This is a genomic window from Streptomyces tubbatahanensis, assembly GCF_022699385.1.
GTDB classification, from domain to species: Bacteria; Actinomycetota; Actinomycetes; order Streptomycetales; family Streptomycetaceae; genus Streptomyces; species Streptomyces diacarni.
Map to the genome: position 1 here is coordinate 7,566,765 of NZ_CP093846.1, position 18,572 is coordinate 7,585,336.

General features: G+C 73.3%; 16 protein-coding genes. 9 read left to right on the plus strand and 7 right to left on the minus strand.

All coding sequences use genetic code 11. From position 1 onward, the window contains the following. Positions 1–25 precede the first annotated feature (25 nt). The 5 genes from MMF93_RS32500 to MMF93_RS32520 all read right to left on the minus strand — a co-directional run bounded on the left by MMF93_RS32500 (position 26) and on the right by MMF93_RS32520 (position 5,484). Positions 26–1,567 (minus strand): MmgE/PrpD family protein, encoded by a 1,542-nt coding sequence (locus tag MMF93_RS32500; RefSeq protein ID WP_242756874.1) that lies wholly within the window; start codon positions 1,565–1,567, stop codon positions 26–28. Next, positions 1,564–2,391, minus strand: a complete 828-nt coding sequence (locus tag MMF93_RS32505) for a cyclase family protein (RefSeq protein WP_242756876.1) — start codon at positions 2,389–2,391, stop codon at positions 1,564–1,566. Before MMF93_RS32505 ends, MMF93_RS32500 begins: the two co-directional genes overlap by 4 nt. 65 nt (positions 2,392–2,456) lie before the next feature. Beyond that, positions 2,457–3,338 carry an HpcH/HpaI aldolase/citrate lyase family protein gene (locus tag MMF93_RS32510; protein ID WP_242756878.1) on the minus strand — a complete coding sequence of 294 codons (882 nt, stop codon included), beginning with the start codon at positions 3,336–3,338 and terminating at the stop codon, positions 2,457–2,459. Next, the gene (locus MMF93_RS32515) at positions 3,335–4,612 is read right to left on the minus strand and encodes a CaiB/BaiF CoA transferase family protein (protein ID WP_242756880.1); all 1,278 of its coding nucleotides are present in this window, start codon (positions 4,610–4,612) and stop codon (positions 3,335–3,337) included. Before MMF93_RS32515 ends, MMF93_RS32510 begins: the two co-directional genes overlap by 4 nt. Beyond that, complete coding sequence (locus MMF93_RS32520) at positions 4,609–5,484, minus strand: IclR family transcriptional regulator (protein WP_242756882.1); 876 nt, start codon at positions 5,482–5,484, stop codon at positions 4,609–4,611. Before MMF93_RS32520 ends, MMF93_RS32515 begins: the two co-directional genes overlap by 4 nt. A gap of 231 nt (positions 5,485–5,715) precedes the next feature. On the opposite strand from MMF93_RS32520, the gene MMF93_RS32525 reads away from it, so the two are divergent. The 4 genes from MMF93_RS32525 to MMF93_RS32540 are packed head-to-tail and all read left to right on the plus strand — an operon-like array spanning position 5,716 to position 10,772. Further along, positions 5,716–7,143, plus strand: coding sequence for an MmgE/PrpD family protein (locus MMF93_RS32525; protein WP_242756884.1), 1,428 nt, complete (start codon positions 5,716–5,718; stop codon positions 7,141–7,143). Then, positions 7,140–7,799, plus strand: coding sequence for an aspartate/glutamate racemase family protein (locus MMF93_RS32530; protein WP_242756886.1), 660 nt, complete (start codon positions 7,140–7,142; stop codon positions 7,797–7,799). The genes MMF93_RS32525 and MMF93_RS32530 overlap by 4 nt, the downstream gene beginning before the upstream one ends. Next, positions 7,796–9,292 (plus strand): FAD-dependent oxidoreductase, encoded by a 1,497-nt coding sequence (locus MMF93_RS32535; RefSeq protein ID WP_242756888.1) that lies wholly within the window; start codon positions 7,796–7,798, stop codon positions 9,290–9,292. Before MMF93_RS32530 ends, MMF93_RS32535 begins: the two co-directional genes overlap by 4 nt. A 13-nt stretch (positions 9,293–9,305) precedes the next feature. Further along, positions 9,306–10,772, plus strand: a complete 1,467-nt coding sequence (locus MMF93_RS32540; RefSeq protein ID WP_242756890.1) for a dihydroorotase — start codon at positions 9,306–9,308, stop codon at positions 10,770–10,772. Between the two features lie 122 nt (positions 10,773–10,894). Here MMF93_RS32540 and MMF93_RS32545 read toward each other — a convergent pair whose 3' ends face one another. After that, positions 10,895–11,653: a putative immunity protein gene (locus tag MMF93_RS32545; protein ID WP_242756892.1), complete on the minus strand. Its 759-nt coding sequence runs from the start codon at positions 11,651–11,653 to the stop codon at positions 10,895–10,897. 35 nt (positions 11,654–11,688) lie between these two features. On the opposite strand from MMF93_RS32545, the gene MMF93_RS32550 reads away from it, so the two are divergent. From MMF93_RS32550 to MMF93_RS32570, 5 genes are read left to right on the plus strand one after another with little or no spacing between them, the layout of a single operon-like run. Continuing rightward, entirely contained in the window at positions 11,689–13,227 is a 1,539-nt protein-coding gene (locus tag MMF93_RS32550; RefSeq protein ID WP_242756894.1) for an ABC transporter substrate-binding protein, read from the plus strand. Beyond that, entirely contained in the window at positions 13,227–14,174 is a 948-nt protein-coding gene (locus MMF93_RS32555; protein ID WP_242756896.1) for an ABC transporter permease, read from the plus strand. Before MMF93_RS32550 ends, MMF93_RS32555 begins: the two co-directional genes overlap by 1 nt. Next, positions 14,171–15,163, plus strand: a complete 993-nt coding sequence (locus tag MMF93_RS32560; protein ID WP_242756898.1) for an ABC transporter permease — start codon at positions 14,171–14,173, stop codon at positions 15,161–15,163. Before MMF93_RS32555 ends, MMF93_RS32560 begins: the two co-directional genes overlap by 4 nt. After that, positions 15,160–16,866: an ABC transporter ATP-binding protein gene (locus MMF93_RS32565; protein ID WP_242756900.1), complete on the plus strand. Its 1,707-nt coding sequence runs from the start codon at positions 15,160–15,162 to the stop codon at positions 16,864–16,866. The genes MMF93_RS32560 and MMF93_RS32565 overlap by 4 nt, the downstream gene beginning before the upstream one ends. Next, positions 16,863–17,657 (plus strand): class I SAM-dependent methyltransferase, encoded by a 795-nt coding sequence (locus tag MMF93_RS32570; RefSeq protein WP_242756902.1) that lies wholly within the window; start codon positions 16,863–16,865, stop codon positions 17,655–17,657. Before MMF93_RS32565 ends, MMF93_RS32570 begins: the two co-directional genes overlap by 4 nt. A gap of 65 nt (positions 17,658–17,722) precedes the next feature. On the opposite strand, the gene MMF93_RS32575 is transcribed toward MMF93_RS32570, so the two are convergent. After that, positions 17,723–18,463, minus strand: coding sequence for a C39 family peptidase (locus MMF93_RS32575; protein ID WP_242756903.1), 741 nt, complete (start codon positions 18,461–18,463; stop codon positions 17,723–17,725). Between the last annotated feature and the right edge of the window lie 109 nt (positions 18,464–18,572).

An 18,572-nucleotide genomic window follows, 5' to 3' on the forward strand; every position in this document is an offset into this window, starting at 1 on the left:
GGGGAAGGGGAGTCCTGGGCGGAGGTCAGCGGCGGACGCCGGGCGCGACCGCGGCAAGGGCGCGCGTCAGCGCGGTGGTGTCCGGAGCGGCGGCCAGGTCCCCTATGCGGTCGGCCAGCGCTCTCACCGCCTGCTCGTCACCCGTGCCGAGGGCGTTGGCGAGGAATTTGGCGGTGAGTTCCTCGGTGGTCAGCGGGTGTTCGGGGCTGCCCTTGTTGACCATGACCCGTTCGGTCATGGTGGTGCCGTCGTCGAGCTCCGCCGTGAGGACGGCGGGGAACTGGTGGGGGAAGACGCGCGTGCACTCCTCGTCGGCGACGCAGGTGACACGTGCGGCGAGGGCGAGGCGAGCGGGGTCGGCGGCCGCCTCGTCGGTGAAGTCCTGGTGGAAGACGCCGAGACCGCGGTGGATCGCTCCCCGTCCGGCCACCCGTCCAGGACCTGACTCCGCGGCCGTCGCGGTCCCGGGCTCGGCGAGGAGCCCGGTGGCGACGGTGTAGGGGCCGCTGAACGCGGCATGGTAGCCGGAGCGGGGCCGCGCCTTCTCCGCCGCCGGCTCCGCGATCGTCCGCAGGACGGGTGCCGGCACGCCCAACGTCAGGGCGGCCACGCGCGCGGGGTCGAGGCCGCGGCGCCGCAGCCGCATGGCGGCGTCCATTCCGGCGTGCGTGAAGTGGTTGCAGGGGTAGGGCTTGATGAACAGCCGTGCGCACTCCCACTGCTCGCCGAGGCCGTCGGTGAGGGCCGAGACGGTGGTGTCCGCGTCGAAGCGCTCCCCGCAGTAGGCCCGGAAGAAGCCGAACCTGCCCTCCAGGACGGTGGGCGGCCCGGTGAGGCCCAGGCGTGCCATGTCGGCGGCGACCACGCCCGCGTGCGCGGCCCAGCCGCAGTGCACACGCTTGACGGTGCCCCCTGTGCGGTTGGACTCGATGATGCCCGCGCCCATGCTCGCGGAGATGCCGATCGCGGAACAGATGCCGTCCGCGTCCAGGCCGCGGAGCAGCGCGGCGGCGACGGCCGCGCCGATGGCTCCGCAGATCGCGGTGGCGTGCAACCCCCGGTCGAAGAAGACGGAGTTGCCCAGCGCCTCGTCGTACTGCGCCATGCCGAGCCTGCACGTCACCTCGATGCCGACGGCTGAGGCCACCAGCAGTCGCGCACCGGTGGCGCCGCCCGCCTCCGCGGTGGCGAGCGCCGCGGGCAGCACCGAGGCGGAGGGGTGCAGCACGGAGGGCAGGTGGGTGTCGTCGAAGTCGAGGGTGTGCGCCAGGGTGCCGTTGACCAGCGCTGCCGACGGCGCCGGCAGACGGACGGCGGAGCCGATGGCGGTGGCTGCGGGCGTGCCGCCCCACTCCTCGGCCAGTGCGCGTACCGCCGCGCCGGGCCGTTCGGGCAGCGCGGCGAGACTGTTGCCGACGAGGTCGAGGAGATGCCCGGTGACCTTCTCCCGCAGTCCGTCGGGAAGGCCCGCCTCGCGCGTACGGGAGGCGAAGTCGGCGAGCTGCCGGGCGGCTGTCGTACCGGAGGAGTCCGGCGCGGTCGCGGCTGCGGTGTGCGGCGCGCTCACGGCAGCACCGCCACGGGACGGACGGGGGAACCTGTGCCGCCGACGATCCTGAGCGGCGCCACGACGAAGAGGAACGCGTGCCGCCCGGTGGCGGCGATCTCCTCCAGCGCCAAGTGCTCCATGATGTAGATGCCGTGCTCGACCAGCAGCAGCCGGTGGACCGGCAGGACGCTGTGGCCCCGGCCCGGCTGGATCTGCTCGCAGGCCGTGGTGTCGGAGCCCACGGCGCGCACACCGCGCTCCGCCAGCCAGGCGCCCGCCTCCTCGGTGATGCCGGGGACCCCCGACTCCTTGCCGAGGTAGGCGGCCGCGTCGTCGAAGTGGCGCGCCCAGCCGGTGCGTATGAGAGCCACATCGCCGGGGCGCGGCTCGGCACCGCCGGCCTGGGCCGCGCTTCGCAGGTCGGCGGCGGTGACACCGTAGCCGCCGGGCAGCGTGTCCGTGCCGTGCGCGGCCGCCACGTCGAGCAGCACGCCGCGGGTGACCATGGCGGGGGTGTGTTCCGCGCCGTGTGCGGAGAACGCGCCGCCCGTCTGCGCCTCGGCGGCGTCGACGCCGCCGTGCAGCTTGCCGTGGTGGCTCACGTGTGACAGGGCGTCGATGTGGGTGCCGACGTGCCCGCCGGTGATGATCGTCTCGTTGGCCGCCGAACCGCCGTCGGGACGCGTCATGTCACCGTGCCGCCGGGCGAGCACCATACGGAAGCCGGGGTGGTTGGGGGAGCACGGCATCCCGGTGAACAGTGGCTGGCCCAGTTCGACGATGCGGGGGTCGGCGGGCAGCGCGTCGAGGAGCGGATCGTGGGCGTGCCGGTCTGAGGTCATGGCCTGCCTTGTGGGAGATAAGGGGAGAGGGAGAGAGGGGGAAGGTTGGGGGCGCGTCTGAGGGGTCAGTCGTGCAGGCGGTCGAGGACCCAGCGGGCCTGCGCCACGACCGCCGGATCGACCAGGCGGCCCTGCGCGTCGAGCCAGGCCGCGCTTCCCGCGTCCTCGACCTGGCGCAGGGAGTGGACGAGACGCCGCGCTTCTTCGGCCTCCCGCGCGGTGGGGGTGAAGGCCGCGTTGACGGGCGCGATCTGGCGGGGGTGGACGACCGAGCGGCCGAAGAACCCGCTGTCGCGGGCCTCCTCGGTGCTCAAGGTGAGCCCGGGCAGGTCGTCGACAGCGGTCCACACGCTCTGCACGGGCTCTGCCAGGCCTGCCGCACGCGCCGCGTTGACGACGCGGCCGCGGGCCCAGTCCAGTGCCGTGTCCCTGCGTGCGCGCAGATCGGCGCGCAGGTCGGCCTCGCCGAGCGAGAGATAGGCGACCTGCGGTGCCGCCGTGGCCAGCGCGTAGGCGTGCTCGACGCCCAACGCGGTCTCCAGGAGCAGGTGCAGGTCCGCGTCCACCTGCGCCGCTGTGTCCCGGACGGTCTGCGCGCTCTCGCACTTGGGCAGCCTGATCCCCTGGACGGGGGCCGTGGCGAGCGCTGCCAGATCGGCGTCTCCCCAGGCGGAGCCCGCCTGGTTGACGCGGACCCACAGCGGCTTCGGCCAGGAGGCCTCCAGCGCCTTGAGCGCGTGGTCGCGTGCCTCGTCCTTGCGGCCCGCGGGCACGGCGTCCTCGAGGTCCAGCACGACCGCGTCTGCCTCGCCGCTCATTGCCTTGGGCAGAAGGTCGGGGCGGGTGGCGGGGACGTAGAGCCAGGAGCGTACGGCGAGGGGAACGGCGGGTGCTGAGCGCGCGGCGGCCGCGCCGTCCGCGGCGGCGGCTCGCTTCGTGCCGCTCATATGACGCCCCGTTCCCGCAGCGCCGCCAGCTCGTCGGCGCCGACGCCGTGGGCCCCCAGGATCTCCGCCGTGTCCCGCCCCTTGCGGGGGCCGGACCAGCGGACCTCGCCTGGTGTCTCGCTGAGCCGGAAGGGGACGTTCTGGAACGTGACGGGGCCCAGTTCCTCGTCCTCGACGGTGGTGAGTGTGCCCAGCGCCTGGAACTGCGGGTCCTCGAAGATGTCACTCACGTCGTAGACCGGGGCGATGGCGGCCTGCGCCTCCTCGAAGGCGGCCACGACCTCTTCCCTGGTGCGCTCGGCGATCCAGGAGCCGACCGCCTCGTCCAGCTCGTCCGCGTGCCGGGCGCGTTCGCCGCCGGAGGCGAACCACGGCTCGTCCACGTACTCCGGCCGCCCGACCAGCCGCATCACCCGTTCCGCGACGGACTGCGCGCTGGTCGAGACGGCCACCCACCTGCCGTCCTTGGTGCGGTAGGTGTTGCGGGGAGCGTTGTTCGCCGACCTGTTGCCCGTTCGCTGCTGGAGCTGCCCCAACTGGTCGTAGGCGATGGCCTGCGGGCCCAGCACCGTGACCATCGGCTCGATGATCGCCAGGTCGAGGACCTGCCCGCGCCCGGTGCGATCCCGTGCGCGCAGCGCTGCCATGATGCCGAACGCCGCCGTGAGCGCCGAGATGCCGTCGGCCAGGCCGAACGGGGGGAGCGTCGGCGGTCCGTCGGGCTCGCCCGTGATGGCGGCGAAGCCGCTCATGGCCTCGGCGAGCGTGCCGAATCCCGGGCGGCTCGCGTAGGGGCCCAGCTGGCCGAAGCCGGTGACTCGGGCCAGCACGAGGCGGGGGTTGAGGGCGGACAGCTCCTCGTATCCGAGCCCCCAGCGCTCCAGCGTGCCCGGCCTGAAGTTCTCGATGACGACGTCCGCTTCCGCGACCATGCGGCGGAAGATGTCCTGGCCCTCGGGGCTGCCCAGGTAGAGGGTGATGGCCTTCTTGTTGCGCGAGAGCATCTTCCACCACAGGCCCACGCCGTCCTTGCTCGCGCCGTGGCTGCGGACCGGGTCGCCCCTGGGGTGCTCCACCTTGGTGACGTCGGCACCGTAGTCGGCGAGCAGGGTGGCGGCGAGCGGGCCGGCGAAGAGGGTGGCGATGTCCAGTACCTTGATGCCCGCCAGCGCCGCGCCCGCCGTGGCGCCTCCCGTGGGCTGCGGCCCGGTTGCGGCCGCCGGCCCTTCCTCGGAGCCCGAGCCGGCTTGCCGGGCGGATGCACTCTCGGTCATGGGGGTCCTTCCGTCGTCGTGGGAGAGGGCGTCGTGGGGCGTTCGGCCACTACGCGGGTGCCGCCGCCCTCGCCGGTCCAGCCGAGTGCGGTGGAGATGTCGCGTGCCGCCTGGCTCACGTGGGGCGCGCACTCGTCGATGAACCGCGGGGTGAACCGGGAGCGCGGGCCGCACACGGACACCGAGCCGCGTACGTCCCCGTCCAGTCCGAACAGCGGAGAGGCCAAGGAGCCCGCGTCGGCCTGCCGTTCGCCCTGTGAGGTGGAGTAGCCGAGCTCCCTGATCGCGGCCAGCTCGCCGCGCAGGGTGTCCGCGTCCGTACGGGTGCTGCCGGTCAGAGCGGGCAGGGCTCCGGTGAGGATCGCCTCGCGCTCGCTCTCCGGCAGGAACGCCAGGACGCACTTGCCCGAACTGCCCGCGTGCAGGGGGAAACGGCGGCCGAGTTCCACGGTCATCTTCACCTCGTGGGTGCTCACGATCTGGTCGACGTAGGCGCGTCCGCCGGGCACGAGTGCGGTGAGCGTCACCGTCTCCCCGGTCTCCTCCTGAAGCCTGCGCAGGGGCTGAGCGGCCACAGCGCGCAGGTCGAAACCGCGCAGCGCCCGGGCTCCGAGCGCGGCCGTCGTGGGGCCGAGCCGGTAGAGGCGGGACGCGTGATCGAGCGTCACCATGCCGCGGGCCACCAGGGTTTGCAGGATGCGGTGCACGACGGCCTTGCTGAGGCCGAGTTCGCGTGCGATGCGGGAGACGCCGAGTTCGCCGGGTCCGTCGGTGAACAGGAGCAGCACGTCTATCACGCGTCCCGCGGTCTCGGTGCCGGGTTGGGCCGCGGGCTGGGTTCCGGTCCTCGGTGTTCCGGGCTGAGTCGTCATGGGCCCATTCTCGCCTGCCTCGTGGGGTGACTGTGCACGCGGTCGAAACGTCCGTACCGCTCAATGGAACGTCAGAGAAGCACCGTCTTTCGGATGCGGTCAAGGGGATGGAGCTGGTGATTTTCGGTTCCCGGCGTTCTTCTCGAAGAGCATTGACGTTTCCGGTGTGGCGCTGAAAGCATCGAATAACGGAAGCGTTCCGCTGAATGGAACAGCAGGGAAGGGGGCGCGATGCGCACCACCAAACCCGCGGCCGACCAAACAGACGAACTCAGCGCCTGGGCCACCCAACTCACCTGGCACGACGCCCCCGAAAGCGTCCGCCGGCGGCTCTCGCTCGTCCTGCTCGACACCCTGGCCGTCACCCTGGCCGGGGCACGCACCGAGGGACAGCGGCGCCTCAGGTCCGCGTGGCCCCAGCCACCCGGTGACGCGCCCGTCTTCGGCGGCGGGTCCCTCACCCACACCGACACCGCCGCCTACCTCAACGCCACCGCCCTGGTCAGCTGTGAGCTGGACGAGGGCGGCAAGTACGCCAAGGGGCACCCCGCCGGGCACACGTTCCCCGCGATCCTCACCCTCGCCGCCTCGCTCGGTGCCACAGGTGAGCAGACGGCACGTGCCCTGCTCGCCGGATACGAGGTCGCCGCCAGGTTCGGCCGCGCCACCGCACTGCGGCCAGGCGTGCACCCGCACGGGAACTGGGGCGTGACGGGCGCCGCCGCCGGCTGCGCCCTCCTCCTCGGGCTGCCCGCCCCCCGGGTGGCGGCAGCCGTCGACACGGCCTGCGGGCTGCCCGTCGCCGGGCACTTCGACTCCGCGCTCGACGGCCACCGCGTACGCGACGCGTGGATGGGCACAGCGGCACACTCCGGGCTCGCCGCCGCCCGCCTGGCCGCGGCCGGCGTCGTGCAGAACACCGGTACGGCAGCGCTGACGTACGGCACCCTGCTCGGAGACTTCGATCCGGTGGCCCTCACCCGAGGGCTCGGTGCCGACTGGCAGATCGAGCACAACTACTTCAAACGGCACGCCTCGTGCTCGTACACGCACCCGGCGGCCGACCTCGCACTGGAACTGCGCGAGCGCGACCTGGGCGGCGACCGCCTGTGCGACCTGCCGTCCGCGCAGCTCGCGGACCGGATCGCCGGCGTCACCGTCGAGACCCACGCGCTGGCCGCCCCTCTCGATGGCACCCACTGGGACAGCGCACTCGCCGCGATGTTCTCCGTCCCCTACGCGGTGGCGGCGGCTCTGCTGCACGGCCGGGTCGCCCCCGCGACGGCCGAGGCCACCGGCCGCGCGCGGCAGGAGCTCCTCGCCCTCGCACGCAAGGTGACCGTGAGCGAGGACCCGGCGCTGACCGCACACCTGCCGCACGAGCGCCCGGCCAGGCTCACGGCGGTGCTCGACGACGGCAGGAGCGTGCGGCTGTACGCCCCCAACCCCGTGGGCGACACCGACCACCGGCCGTTCACCCCGAGGACGCTGCCCCTCGTCCTCGCGGACGTGCTCGGGGACACCGGCCTGGTCGACCGGCTGGAGCACCTCGCGGGCACGCTGCCGGACACCGCAGACGTGGGGCCGCCGCTGCGCGCCCTCGCGGCAGCGGACACGCGAGAGACCACGACATCAGGAGGAGCAGGAGGCACGGCATGAAGATCCTGTCCGTCACCCCGGTGCGGGTCGGGGAGAGCGAACTCGCCCGCCGCCGCGAGCGCTACCGGCGGCTGTCACCACCGGGTGTCGAGGTCCACCTCGAACCCGCGGGAGCCGGCGCGCCCACCGAACTGGCCACCCGCGACGACATCGCCGCCTCCACCGCGTCGGTGACCGGGACACTCGCCGCGGCAGGCACCGGCACCCACACCCTCCGCATGCCCGACTGCGTCCTCGACCCCGGCGTACCCCTCACCCCGGATCCGTCGCCCATCACCACGTCGCCGGACGCTTCCGCACCCGTCGTCGGCATGCTCCGCCTCACCGCCTCCCACCTGGTCGCGACGGGACGGCCCTTCGGCGCGGTGACCCGCAACCCGGCGATCGGCCGGGCACTGGCCGACCTGCTCGACGCCTACGGCCACGGCCCCTGGTTCGCCGGGGTGACCACACTCGATCTCGACTTGGACGCCGTCTCGGACGCCGCCGCCTGGAACAACGCGGTCCGCGGCGCACTCGACGGCTTCGCGGCACGCGGCGTCACCACCGTCATCAACGGCTGCTCGGCGGTGGACACCCAGGCGCCGCACCCGGTGCGTCTCGTCGACCCGGCCGAGACGGCGCTGAGACTGCTGGCCGCGGAGGGAGCCGCATGAGCGGCCCCGACGCGGCGGGCGACCGGACCGCGCGGGACGAGGCCTCCGTCGACCTGGTGGTGGCCGGTGCGGGAGGCGGCCTGGCCGGCGCGCTCGCGGCGGCCCAGGCCGGGCTGAGCGTGCTGGTCGTGGACCCCGACGCGCACTTCCTCCGCGGCAATAACACCTCCATGTCCACCGCGATGATCCCCGGAGCCGGATCACGGTGGCAGCGCGAGGCCGGCGTCGAGGACGGCCCGCAACGGTTCCTCGCCGACATCGAGGCCAAGACCCACGGCACGGCCGACCCGGCACTCGCCGCGGCCCTCGCCCGGATCAGCGCACCCCTCGTGGAGTGGCTCGCCGACGGCGCCGGACTGCCACTGGGCCTCGTCCGCGACTTCGGCTACCCGGGCCACTCGGCCGACCGGCTGCACACCGTCGAGGGGCGCCACGGCTCCACGCTGCTGCGCCACCTCCACGAGCGCGTCCGCGCCTCCTCCCGCGCCGAGATGCTGATACCCGCCCGGCTCGTGGACGTCACCCGGGATGCCGCGGGGCGGGTCGACGGTGCGGTCGTCGAGGACCCGGGCGGCCACCGCGAGACCGTCTCCACCCGCGCGGTGCTCCTCGCCACGGGCGGACACGGCGCCGACCGCGAGCGGGTGGCCCGGTACCTGCCGGGGATCGCCGCCGCCGACTACCACGGAGGACAGTTCGCCCGCGGCGACGGCCTCGACATCGGCCTGGCGCACGGCGGCCGTGCCGCGTACCTGGACGCGTACCAGGGCCACGCCGCGCTCGCCCGGCGCTCCCGCACCCTGGTCGGCTGGGCCACCGTGATGCACGGAGCCGTCATGGTCGACGCGGGAGGCCGGCGGTTCGGCGACGAGACGAGCGGCTACTCCGAATACGCCGCCGCCCTCGCGCGGCAGCCCGGCGCACGCGGCTGGATCGTGCTCGACGGCAGGATCCGCGACCTGTGCCTCCCGTTCACCGACTTCCGGCACACGGTCGAGGCCGGCTGTCTGACCTGGGCGGACGACGTGGCGGAGCTCGCCGCACGGACGGGGTGCGCGGCCGCGGCGCTTGAGGAGGCGCTGTCCGGCCAGGCAGCCGTCGCCACGGGCGCGGCAGACCGCGACCGGTTCGGCAGAACCTTCTTCGAGGAACCACTCCGCCCTCCGTACGCCGCCATCGAGGTCATCCCCGCCCTCTTCCACACCCAGGGCGGGCTCGTGGTCGACGGGCACGCCCGCGTACTGGGCGGCGACGGCACACCCGTCGACGGCCTGTTCGCGTCGGGCGGTGCCGCGCACGGCATCTCGGGTCACGGCGCCGACGGCTATCTGGCGGGCAACGGACTGCTGCCCGCTCTGGGCCTGGCCTGGCAGGCCGCCACCACCCTGTCCGCCGCTCCCACTGCCACGGCCCCGCCCGTCGCCGTAGCGGACCCTTCGACCGCCGCTGCTGAGCCCACCCGCACCGCCCCCACCGTCCCAGACGCCCGCTGAGAGGAACCGCACCATGACCGAGCTGGACCTGCTGATCAAGAACGTACGGCTGGTGAACCACGACGCGCCCGACATCCCGACGTCGGACATCGGCGTCAAGGACGGCGTGTTCCACCGCATCGCCCCGGACATCCCGGCCGACGCGGCGCGCGAGGTGGTCGACGGCAAGGGACTCCACGCCTTCCCCGGCGTCGTGGACGCCCACCAGCACTGGGGCATCTACAACCCGCTGTCCGACGACACCGCCAACGAGAGCAGGGCGTGCGCCCAGGGCGGCGTCACCACCGCACTCACCTACATGCGGACCGGGCAGTACTACATGAACCGGGGCGGCTCATACGAGGAGGTCTTCCCGCTGGTCCTGGAGAGCGCGGAGGGCCGCTCCCACGTCGACTACGGCTTCCACCTCGCCCCCATGCAGAAGTCGCACATCGAGGAGATACCCGAGCTGATCGACCGCTTCGGCGTGACCTCCTTCAAGGTCTTCATGTTCTACGGCAGCCACGGACTGCACGGCCGCTCGGCCGACCAGAACGCGTTCTTGATGATCCCGCCCGACGAACGGTACGACCTGGCCCACTTCGAGTTCGTCATGCGCGGCGTCCAGGCGGCACGCCGGCGCTTCCCCGAGCTCGCGGACACCATCTCCCTGTCCCTCCACTGCGAGACGGCGGAGATCATGACCGCGTACACCAGGCTCGTCGAGGAGGAGGGCACACTCGACGGGCTCGCCGCCTACAGCGCCTCACGGCCCCCGCACTCCGAGGGGCTGGCCGTCACCATCGCCGGCTACCTGGCGGCCGAGACCGAACTGCCCACCATCAACCTCCTGCACCTCTCCTCGCGCAAGGCGATCGAGGCGGCGATGCTGATGGCCAAGACGTTCCCGCAGGTCGATTTCCGCCGCGAGGTCACCATCGGCCACCTCCTCGCGAACGTCGAGACGGCGTCCGGCATCGGCGGCAAGGTCAACCCGCCGCTGCGCCCGCAGGAGGACGTCGACGCGCTGTGGGAACACCTGGTCGCGGGCCACGTCGACTGGGTGGTCAGCGACCACGCCTGCTGCAAGGAGGAGACCAAGTTCGGCGACCCCGCCGGCGACGTCTTCGCCGCCAAGTCGGGCTTCGGCGGCACGGAGTACCTGCTGCCAGGCCTGGCGGGTGCGGCATCCGCGCACGGCCTGCCGCTGCAGAAGGTGGCCGAGCTGACGGCGTGGACACCGGCGCGGCGCTTCGGCCTCCACACCAAGGGCCGGATCGCCGAGGGCTACGACGCGGACCTCGCGCTCGTCGACACCTCCCGCTCCTGGACCGTGGAGGCGGCGGACTCCGAGTCGGCCCAGGAGTACAGCCCGCTCCAGGGCCTGGAGGTCGGCGCTAGTGTGGAGTCCACGTTCCTGCGCGGCCGGCAGATCTACGCCGACGGCAAGGTCATGGGCGTACCGCAGGGCCGCTACCTCTCCCGCCCCACACGCCGCTGAACCACAAGGCCGTGGGCGGCGAGAAGCCGGGCCCGGCTTCTCGCCGCCCACGGGGGGCGCGCGAGCCCCGCCGCTCTCCGTCCCGGGCGGCAGTCGAGCCGGGGCCGTGCACCGGTTACGGCTCAGTTCTCCCCGTCCTGCCGAACAGGCGTGGGCCGGCCGGGACGTGCCCTGCCGTCGCGCAGTGAGGCGTCCAGGGCGGACATGAGCTGCGCGACACGGTTTCTGCCGGCCGGCGCGGAGGGAAACCGGAGAAGGACATCGACCAGGGCCGGTGTGGCGCGCTGCCGAGCCTGCTCGATCGTCCGGTCCCCGGCTTCGGGATCGCCACCCGCACCGATCTCGGCGATGCGCGCCGCGCTCGCGGCGGCACGCAGGATGTGACCCACCTGGTGAGCTTTCGCGATCGGGTGCAGGTAGGCGGCGGACGCGGCATCCCCGGCGGCACGCGCGGCCAGACGTGAGGCCTCGGTGGGAGCTTCCTTCGCCGCCCGGTGCGCGTCCAGCGAGGTGACACGCTGCAGTCTGGTCCGCCGCGCACCGCCGGCGAACTCCCGCGCGGCGTCGAGGGCCGCGCGCGGCCGGGAATCTTCGGGTACCGCGCTCTCGAACACCTCCAGGACCTCCTCAGCGGTCCGCGCCACATAGCGCGCCACCACGCGCAACTCGTCCATGGTCAGCTCGAAGTCACCGGACACGCTCCCCGTCATGGCCGCAAGCATCGCACGCGCGACCAAGACGCCGCACGCTGCGCAGACGTGCGGACCTGCACCGTGCGACGGCCCCGCCGAGGCGCGCCACCGGGGCGCGTCCCAGCCGGGCGCCGTCGACTTGAGCACCTTGCCCCGGTCCATGGGGGATGCAATGATCAGAAGCCGCACTTGCATACCATGCGCAATAAGGGGGGAGCGGTTCCGTGCCCGAGGAACGCACCCGCCGGCACGTCCTCGGGCTGGCGGGCGGCGGCTGCGCGGCGGCGCTGCTGTCGGGCTGTGACGGGCCCGGGCCGGCCGGGGCCACGCGCCCGCGGCGCGGCGGCGTGCTGCGTGCGGCCTTCCCCGGCGCCGGTGCCAAGGAGACGCTCGACCCGCACAAACAGCGGCAGTTCGTGGACATCGCCCGCCACAAGGCGATGTTCGACAAGCTCGTGGAGCTCGGTCCGACACTGCGCCCCGTCCCGCGGCTGGCCCGCGACTGGGAGTCCAGCGCCGACTCGACGGTGTGGCGCTTCCGGTTGCGGGAGGCCGTCTTCCACGACGGCCACCGGCTGGAGCCCGACGACGTGCTCTACAGCCTGCACCGCATTCTCGACCCGCACGCCGCGGATCACCTCGCGGCCAACTCGCTGTCCGCCCTCGACCTCGGCGGCTGCCGCGCGGTGGGCAAGGAGACCGTCGAGCTGCGGCTGAAGAAGCCCAGCGCCGAGTTCCCCTCGCTGCTCGCGGTCACCGGCGCGCTGATCGTCCGGCGCGGCTACCGTGACCCGGAGAAACCGGTGGGCACCGGCGCGTTCCGGTTCGCCTCCTTCCAGGCCGGCCGCTCCTTCAGCGCCCACCGCTTCGACGACCACTGGGCCGGCGCCCCGTACCTGGACGAGCTGCGGATCCTGTCGGCCGCGTCAGAGGCGCGCAACAGCGCCGTCCAGGCGGGGGAGATCGACTACGCGCACGAGATGAGCCCCACGTTCGCACGGCTGATCGAGGGCAACTCCCGCGTCGCGCTGGTGTCGACCCCGCTCAGCGGTGTCGACGGCTTCGCCCTCAAGACCGACCGGCCGCCTTTCGACGACCCGGACGCCGCCATGGCGGTCAAGCTCCTCGTGGACCGTGACCGCCTCATCGAGGTGATCTCCGGCAACCGCGCCCAACCCGGCAACGACCTCTACGGCAAGGGATACGCCTACTACCCCTCGCACCTGCCGCAGCGCGAGCAGGACCTCGCCCAGGCACGCCGACTCGCCCGCCGCAGCGGCCTTCTCAACCGGCGGCTCACCTTCTACACCTCCACCGTGGTCGACGGGTTCGTCAACGCCGCCCATCTGTTCGCCGACATGGCCGGGGAGGCGGGGCTCAGGGTCGAGGTCGTCTCGGGGCCGCCGGAGACCTACAACACCGACCAGCTCACCACCGGCGACATCGGCAACCACAGGTGCGGAGCCATGCCCATCCCCACCTACATCTCCGAGCGGCTCCTGGACGGCTCCCCGCAGAACGCCAGCGCCTGGAAACACCCGGACTTCGACGAGGACTTCGTGCACGCCCAAGGCATCAAGAAGGAGACCGCACGCACGCGCGCCTACGGTGCGCTGCAACGCACCGTCCGGGACGAGGGCGGCCTGGTGCTGTGGGGACACCCCGACTGGCTCAACGCCGTCTCCACCACCGTGCACGGGGTGAAACCCGCACCGCCCAACACCGACGAGTGGGCACGGTTCGACGCCGTCTGGGTGGACTGATGGCACGCCACGCGCTGCGCCGCGTCCTGCTGGCGATCGCACAGCTGACGCTGCTGTCCGTACTGGTCTTCCTGCTGACCTCGTTGCTGCCCGGCGACGCGGCCGACGTCCTGTTCAACGACAAGACCGGCACGGAGCAGATCGCCAGGCTGCGCCACGAGATGGGCCTCGACCAGCCGCCGGCTCAGCGGTTCCTCGACTGGGCCAAGGACCTGCTGACCGGCGACGCGGGCACCTCCCTCACCGGTGGGCAACCCGTTTCCGGCATCGTCGCGCACTCCGTGGGGGCCACTGCGCTGCTGGCCGGTGTCACCGCAGTGATCGCGGTGCCTGTGGCCCTCGTCCTCGGCCTGGTCACCGGCTGCCGCGCGGGCGGCAGGCTCGACCGCGCGGTCACCGCCGTCACCCTGGCTCTCGGCTCCGTCCCCGACTTCGTGCTCTCCCTCGCTCTCGTCGCGGTGTTCGCGCTGAAACTGGGCTGGCTGCCCTCCACCTGGATCGGGGCGACGACCGGCGATCTGCTCACCCGTCCCGGCCTTCTCGTGCTGCCCGTCGCCGTGCTGCTGGCGCGGACCGTCTCCCAGCTCATCCGGCAGTTCAGGGCAGGCACTCTCGGGGCCCTGAACTCCGGCTACGCGCAGCAGGCCCGTCGGCTGGGCGTGCCCCGCACGCGTCTCCTGCTGCGGCACGTGTTGCCCAACGCCGCCGTACCAGGCGTGCAGCAACTGGCCCGCACCGGCGACGCGCTCCTCGGCGGCGTCCTCGTCGTCGAGGCCGTGTTCGCTGTACCCGGCGCCGCCACCGCCCTCATCGACGCGGTGCGCAGCCGGGACGTCCCCACCGTCCAGGCGCTCACGCTGCTGCTGGCGGCGGCCGCGCTCTTCCTGAACGTCGCCGCTGACCTGGTCTCCCACCGGCTCTCGCCGCGGGTGGAGGTGCTGAGGTGAGCGAACACACCGCACAGCACCCACCGGCGCAGCCCGCGGCCCAGGGGAGCGGGCGACGGGCGTGGACGGCGGGGAAGAAGGGCGCCGGCGGTGCCGTGACGACCGTCGTGGCTGCCGTGCTGTTCGCCGTGCCGGTCCTGACGGCCCTGTTCGGGCCGCTGCTGGCGCCGCTGGCCGAGGCCTCGGGCCCCGGAGCCCCCTACGCTCTCGACGGCCGCCACACGCTGGGCACCGACGGGCTCGGGCGCGACGTGCTGGCCCTGCTGCTGCGCGGCGGCGGCAGCACGCTGGGGTCCGCTCTCGGCGCGGTCGCCCTCGCCTATCTGGTCGGCGGCGCCGTGGGGCTCGCGGCCGCCGTCAGCCGGCACCGTTGGGTGGACGAGATGCTGATGCGCCCGATCGAAGTGGTTCTCCCCATCCCTTCGCTGCTGGTCATCAGCCTTGTCGGGGTCGGCCGTCACGGAAACGCGTGGGCCGTCACGATGGCGGTGGCACTCGTGAACACGCCCGTCGCGGCGCGCCTCGTACGAGCGGCCGCCCTGCGGGCGGCAGCAGGGCCGGTGGCGGAGGCCATGCGGATGCAGGGGGAGTCGCGGCTGCGGGTCCAGTTGGGCTATGTGGGCGGCTCGGTGCTGCCGGTCGTGGCGGCCGATGTCGGCACCCGTGTCACGGGCGCCGTCTTCACCGTCGCCGCCGCCAACTTCCTCGGCCTCGGCATGGAGCCCACCGCGCCGGACTGGGGCGTGACCATCGCGGCGAGCCGTGAGGCGCTGCTCGTCCAGCCGTGGTCGGTGTGCGCACCGGCCGCGATGCTGCTGATGTTCACGGTCGGCCTCAACCTCCTTGGGGACCGCGTACTCGACCGTCGCGACCATCTTCCCCCGCTAGGCCACCGCGACCGCCGGACCCGCGACCGCCGGGCCCGCGACCGCTGGACCCGTGTCCGCCGGGCGCGTGTGCCCGGCGCGCGGAAGGAGGGCCGGGCATGACGCGGCCGCTGATCGAGGTCCGGCGGCTGACCGCGCACGCCGCCGACGGCACCGCCTTGGTGCGCGGCGTCGATCTGACGATGGAGTACGGGCGCGTCACCGCCCTCGTCGGTCCTTCCGGCAGCGGCAAGACCACCACGGCCCTGGCCCTGCTGGGAGAGGCGGGTGCGGGCGTACGGCTGTCGGGACACGTGCGGGTGGGGGAGACCGAGGTCGTCGGGGACCACGGCATCACCGCGCACGCGGCCGGGGTGCGGGGCGGCACCGTGGCCTACCTGCCGCAGCACCCGGGCAACGCGCTCAACCCGGCCCGGCGCATCGGCGCGATCCTCACCGAACTCGCCGCCCTGCACGCCCCCTCCGGCGGCGGGCGGAACGCCTCCCGTGCCCTCTCCCGCGCGGCGCTGGAGCAGGCGCAGCTGCCGCCGGAGCGGTCGGTGCTGCGGCGCTTCCCCCACCAGTTCTCGGGCGGACAGCAGCAGCGCGTGGCGCTCGCGGAGGTACTCGCCTGCGGCCCCCGGGTGCTCGTCCTCGACGAGCCGGGCACCGGCCTGGACACGGTGACGCGGGCGGCCCTCACCCGGGAGCTGGCGCGGCTGGCCCGCTCGGGCCCCGCGATACTGCTCCTCAGCCACGATCACGCGATGGTGCGCGCGCTCGCGGACGACACCGTTGTCCTGGAAGCGGGACGTGTCACCGCGCGGGGCACACCCGAGGCGGTGCTGCCCGCCGCCCCCGCCGCTGTCACCGTGCGGGAGAGCGGGGCAGTGCGCCCGGACGGCAGCAGGGAAGTGCGTCCGGAGGGCGGGGAGGTGTGCCCGGACGGCAGCGGGGAAGAGCGCCCGGAGCGTACGCCGCTGCTCGAAGCGCGCTCACTCTTCGCCTGGCACCGCCGACGCGGACACGACGTGCTGCACGACGTCTCGCTCCGCCTCCGCGCGGGGGAGTGCCTCGGGGTTGCGGGTCCCTCAGGAAGCGGGAAAACCACCCTGGCGCGGTGCCTGGCCGGGCTGCACGAGCGCCTCGGGGGCGACCTCCTGCTCGACGGGGCGCCGCTGCCGGCTCTCGTGCACCGCGACAGGGAACAGAAGCGGCGGGTGCAGTACGTGTGGCAGGACGTCCACGGCTCGTTCGACCCCCGGCGCACCGTTCTCGACCAGGTGGCCCGTACGGCTGTGCGACTGCGTGGCCGCACGGTCGACCAGGCGCGCGAAGAAGCCGGCGCACTGCTGTGCGAGTTCGGCATACCGCCTCGGACGGCCGCCAGGCCGCCCGGCGCGCTGTCCGGCGGCGAGCTCCAGCGCGCCGCGTTCGCCCGCGCGGCTCTGGCCCGGCCTGATGTGCTGGTGTGCGACGAGATCACCAGCGCGCTCGACGCGGAGACCGCCGAACGCGTTCTCACCCACGTGGAGCACCTGCGCACCACCCGGACAGCCGTGCTGTGGATCAGCCATGACCTGCGGTTGCTCCGCCGTGTCGCGGACCGGCTGCTGGTGCTCGACGGCGGCGGCGTCGCCGAGGCGGGGGCATGCGCCCGGGTACTGGCGCGGCCCGGTTCCGAGGCGACGCGGCGCCTGCTGGACGCCGAGGAGTGGGGGACAGCCGCGGCGGACAGCTCCCCCTGCGGGAACCGGGCCGCACCCGAGGAGCTGAGCCGCCACCGCACGGGGCCCATGACAGCGACAAAGGAGGAACAACAGTGACCGACACGTCCCTCACAATTGACTGGCAGGCGTGGCAGACCAGTTGGGACCGGCAGCAGGAGTGGTACATGCCCGACCGCGAGGAGCGGTTCCGGGTCATGCTGGAGGTCGTCGAGGCGGTGGCGGGTCCGAAGCCCGTGGTGCTGGACCTGGCCTGCGGACCCGGCAGCATCACCGCCCGGCTGCTGGAACGCCTGCCCGGCGCACGCAGCACCGCCCTCGACCTGGATCCGGTGCTGCTGTCCGTCGCGCAGGGCACCTTCCGCGACGAGCACAGGGTGGAGTTCGTGACGGCGGACCTGACCGACCCGCGCTGGCCCGACGCGCTGCCGCGCCGCCCCTACGACGCCGTGGTCACGGCGACGGCGCTGCACTGGCTCACCGCGGACGCGCTGCGCGTCGCCTACGGCCGGATCGCCGAGGTGCTGCGCGAGGGCGGCGTGTTCCTCAACGCCGACCACATGCGCGACGACGAGGCGCCCCGGCTCAATGCCGCACTGGAGACCCACCACGCCGCCCGCAAGGAGCGTGAGCTTGCCGCGGGCGCGCAGGACTGGCGCGCGTGGTGGACGAGCGTCGCCCAGGACCCCGCCCTGGCCGAGCAGGCCCGCCGGCGGTTCGACCTGTTCGGCGATCCGCGGCAGCCGAAGCCCGGGGGCGACGGACGGATCCGCGAGGACCGCCCCGTCACCACGGCCTGGCATCTGGAGGCCTTGCGGGAAGCGGGTTTCGGCGAGGCACGCCGTGTGTGGTGCTCGACGAGCGACGCCGTCCTGGCAGCGCTGCGCTGAGCCTCGAGGAGGCGGGCGAAGTACCCCTGCGGTGACCGCGCAGGCCGCCGCAGGGGAGGCCGGGCTCAGCCGGCGTAGCCCTTGGGCGGTACCAGGCTCGCCAGTTGGTCGAAGGACAGCCAGTAGATCTGGTTGCCGCCGAAGTTGGCGGGGTCGGCGATCAGCACGCTGCCGTTGGCGTCGTCGTAGCCGATGACGGTGAAGTAGTGGTAGATCGTCTGGTCCGACGGGTAGCCGGGAGGCTGGTTGCCAGGCGGGGCGACGATGTTGGTGACCAGCGGGAAGTTGTTGTCGATGCCCCTGACGACATCGGCCCACAGCTGGTCCTTCTGCTCCTTGGTGGGCGGGTCGTCCGGCATCTCCGTGGTCTTGTACCAGTCCGTGCCCAGGTTGCTGTTGAGGACGGTGGTGACCTGGCCGATGTGGTCGGTGCCGTTCTCGTCGGTGCCGAGCTGGGCGGCGAGGTCCGCCTGGGAGGGCGGGGCCGTCCGCGCGGAGAGGGCGATGCGGGTGGCGGCGGGACCGCACCAGTACCCGGTCTCCTGCACCTGGTACTCGACGTCGAGGGTCTTGGAGGCCTTCGTGCTCGCGCCCTCGGTGCGCAGCGTGGAGCCGTCACGCGTGATGTCCACGGACCGGGCTGCGCCGCCCGGCAGCGCCTCGACCTGGTGGGCGACCCGGCCCGCGTCGAGAGGCTGGGCGTGGATGGTGGAGGACTCGGCAGCGGCCGGCTGCACCAACGCGGGGACGGCCATAAGCCCGGTGGCGGTGAGTGCCACGGCCACGGCCGCGGATCTGATACGCATGAGCGCTCCCTTGCAGTGGGGGGAATGGAAGCGAAGTGAGCATGCCAAGACGAGCGGGGGTTGTACAAGGCCAACGGCAAGCGGCCTGCCTCGTGCCAGCCGAACCCCG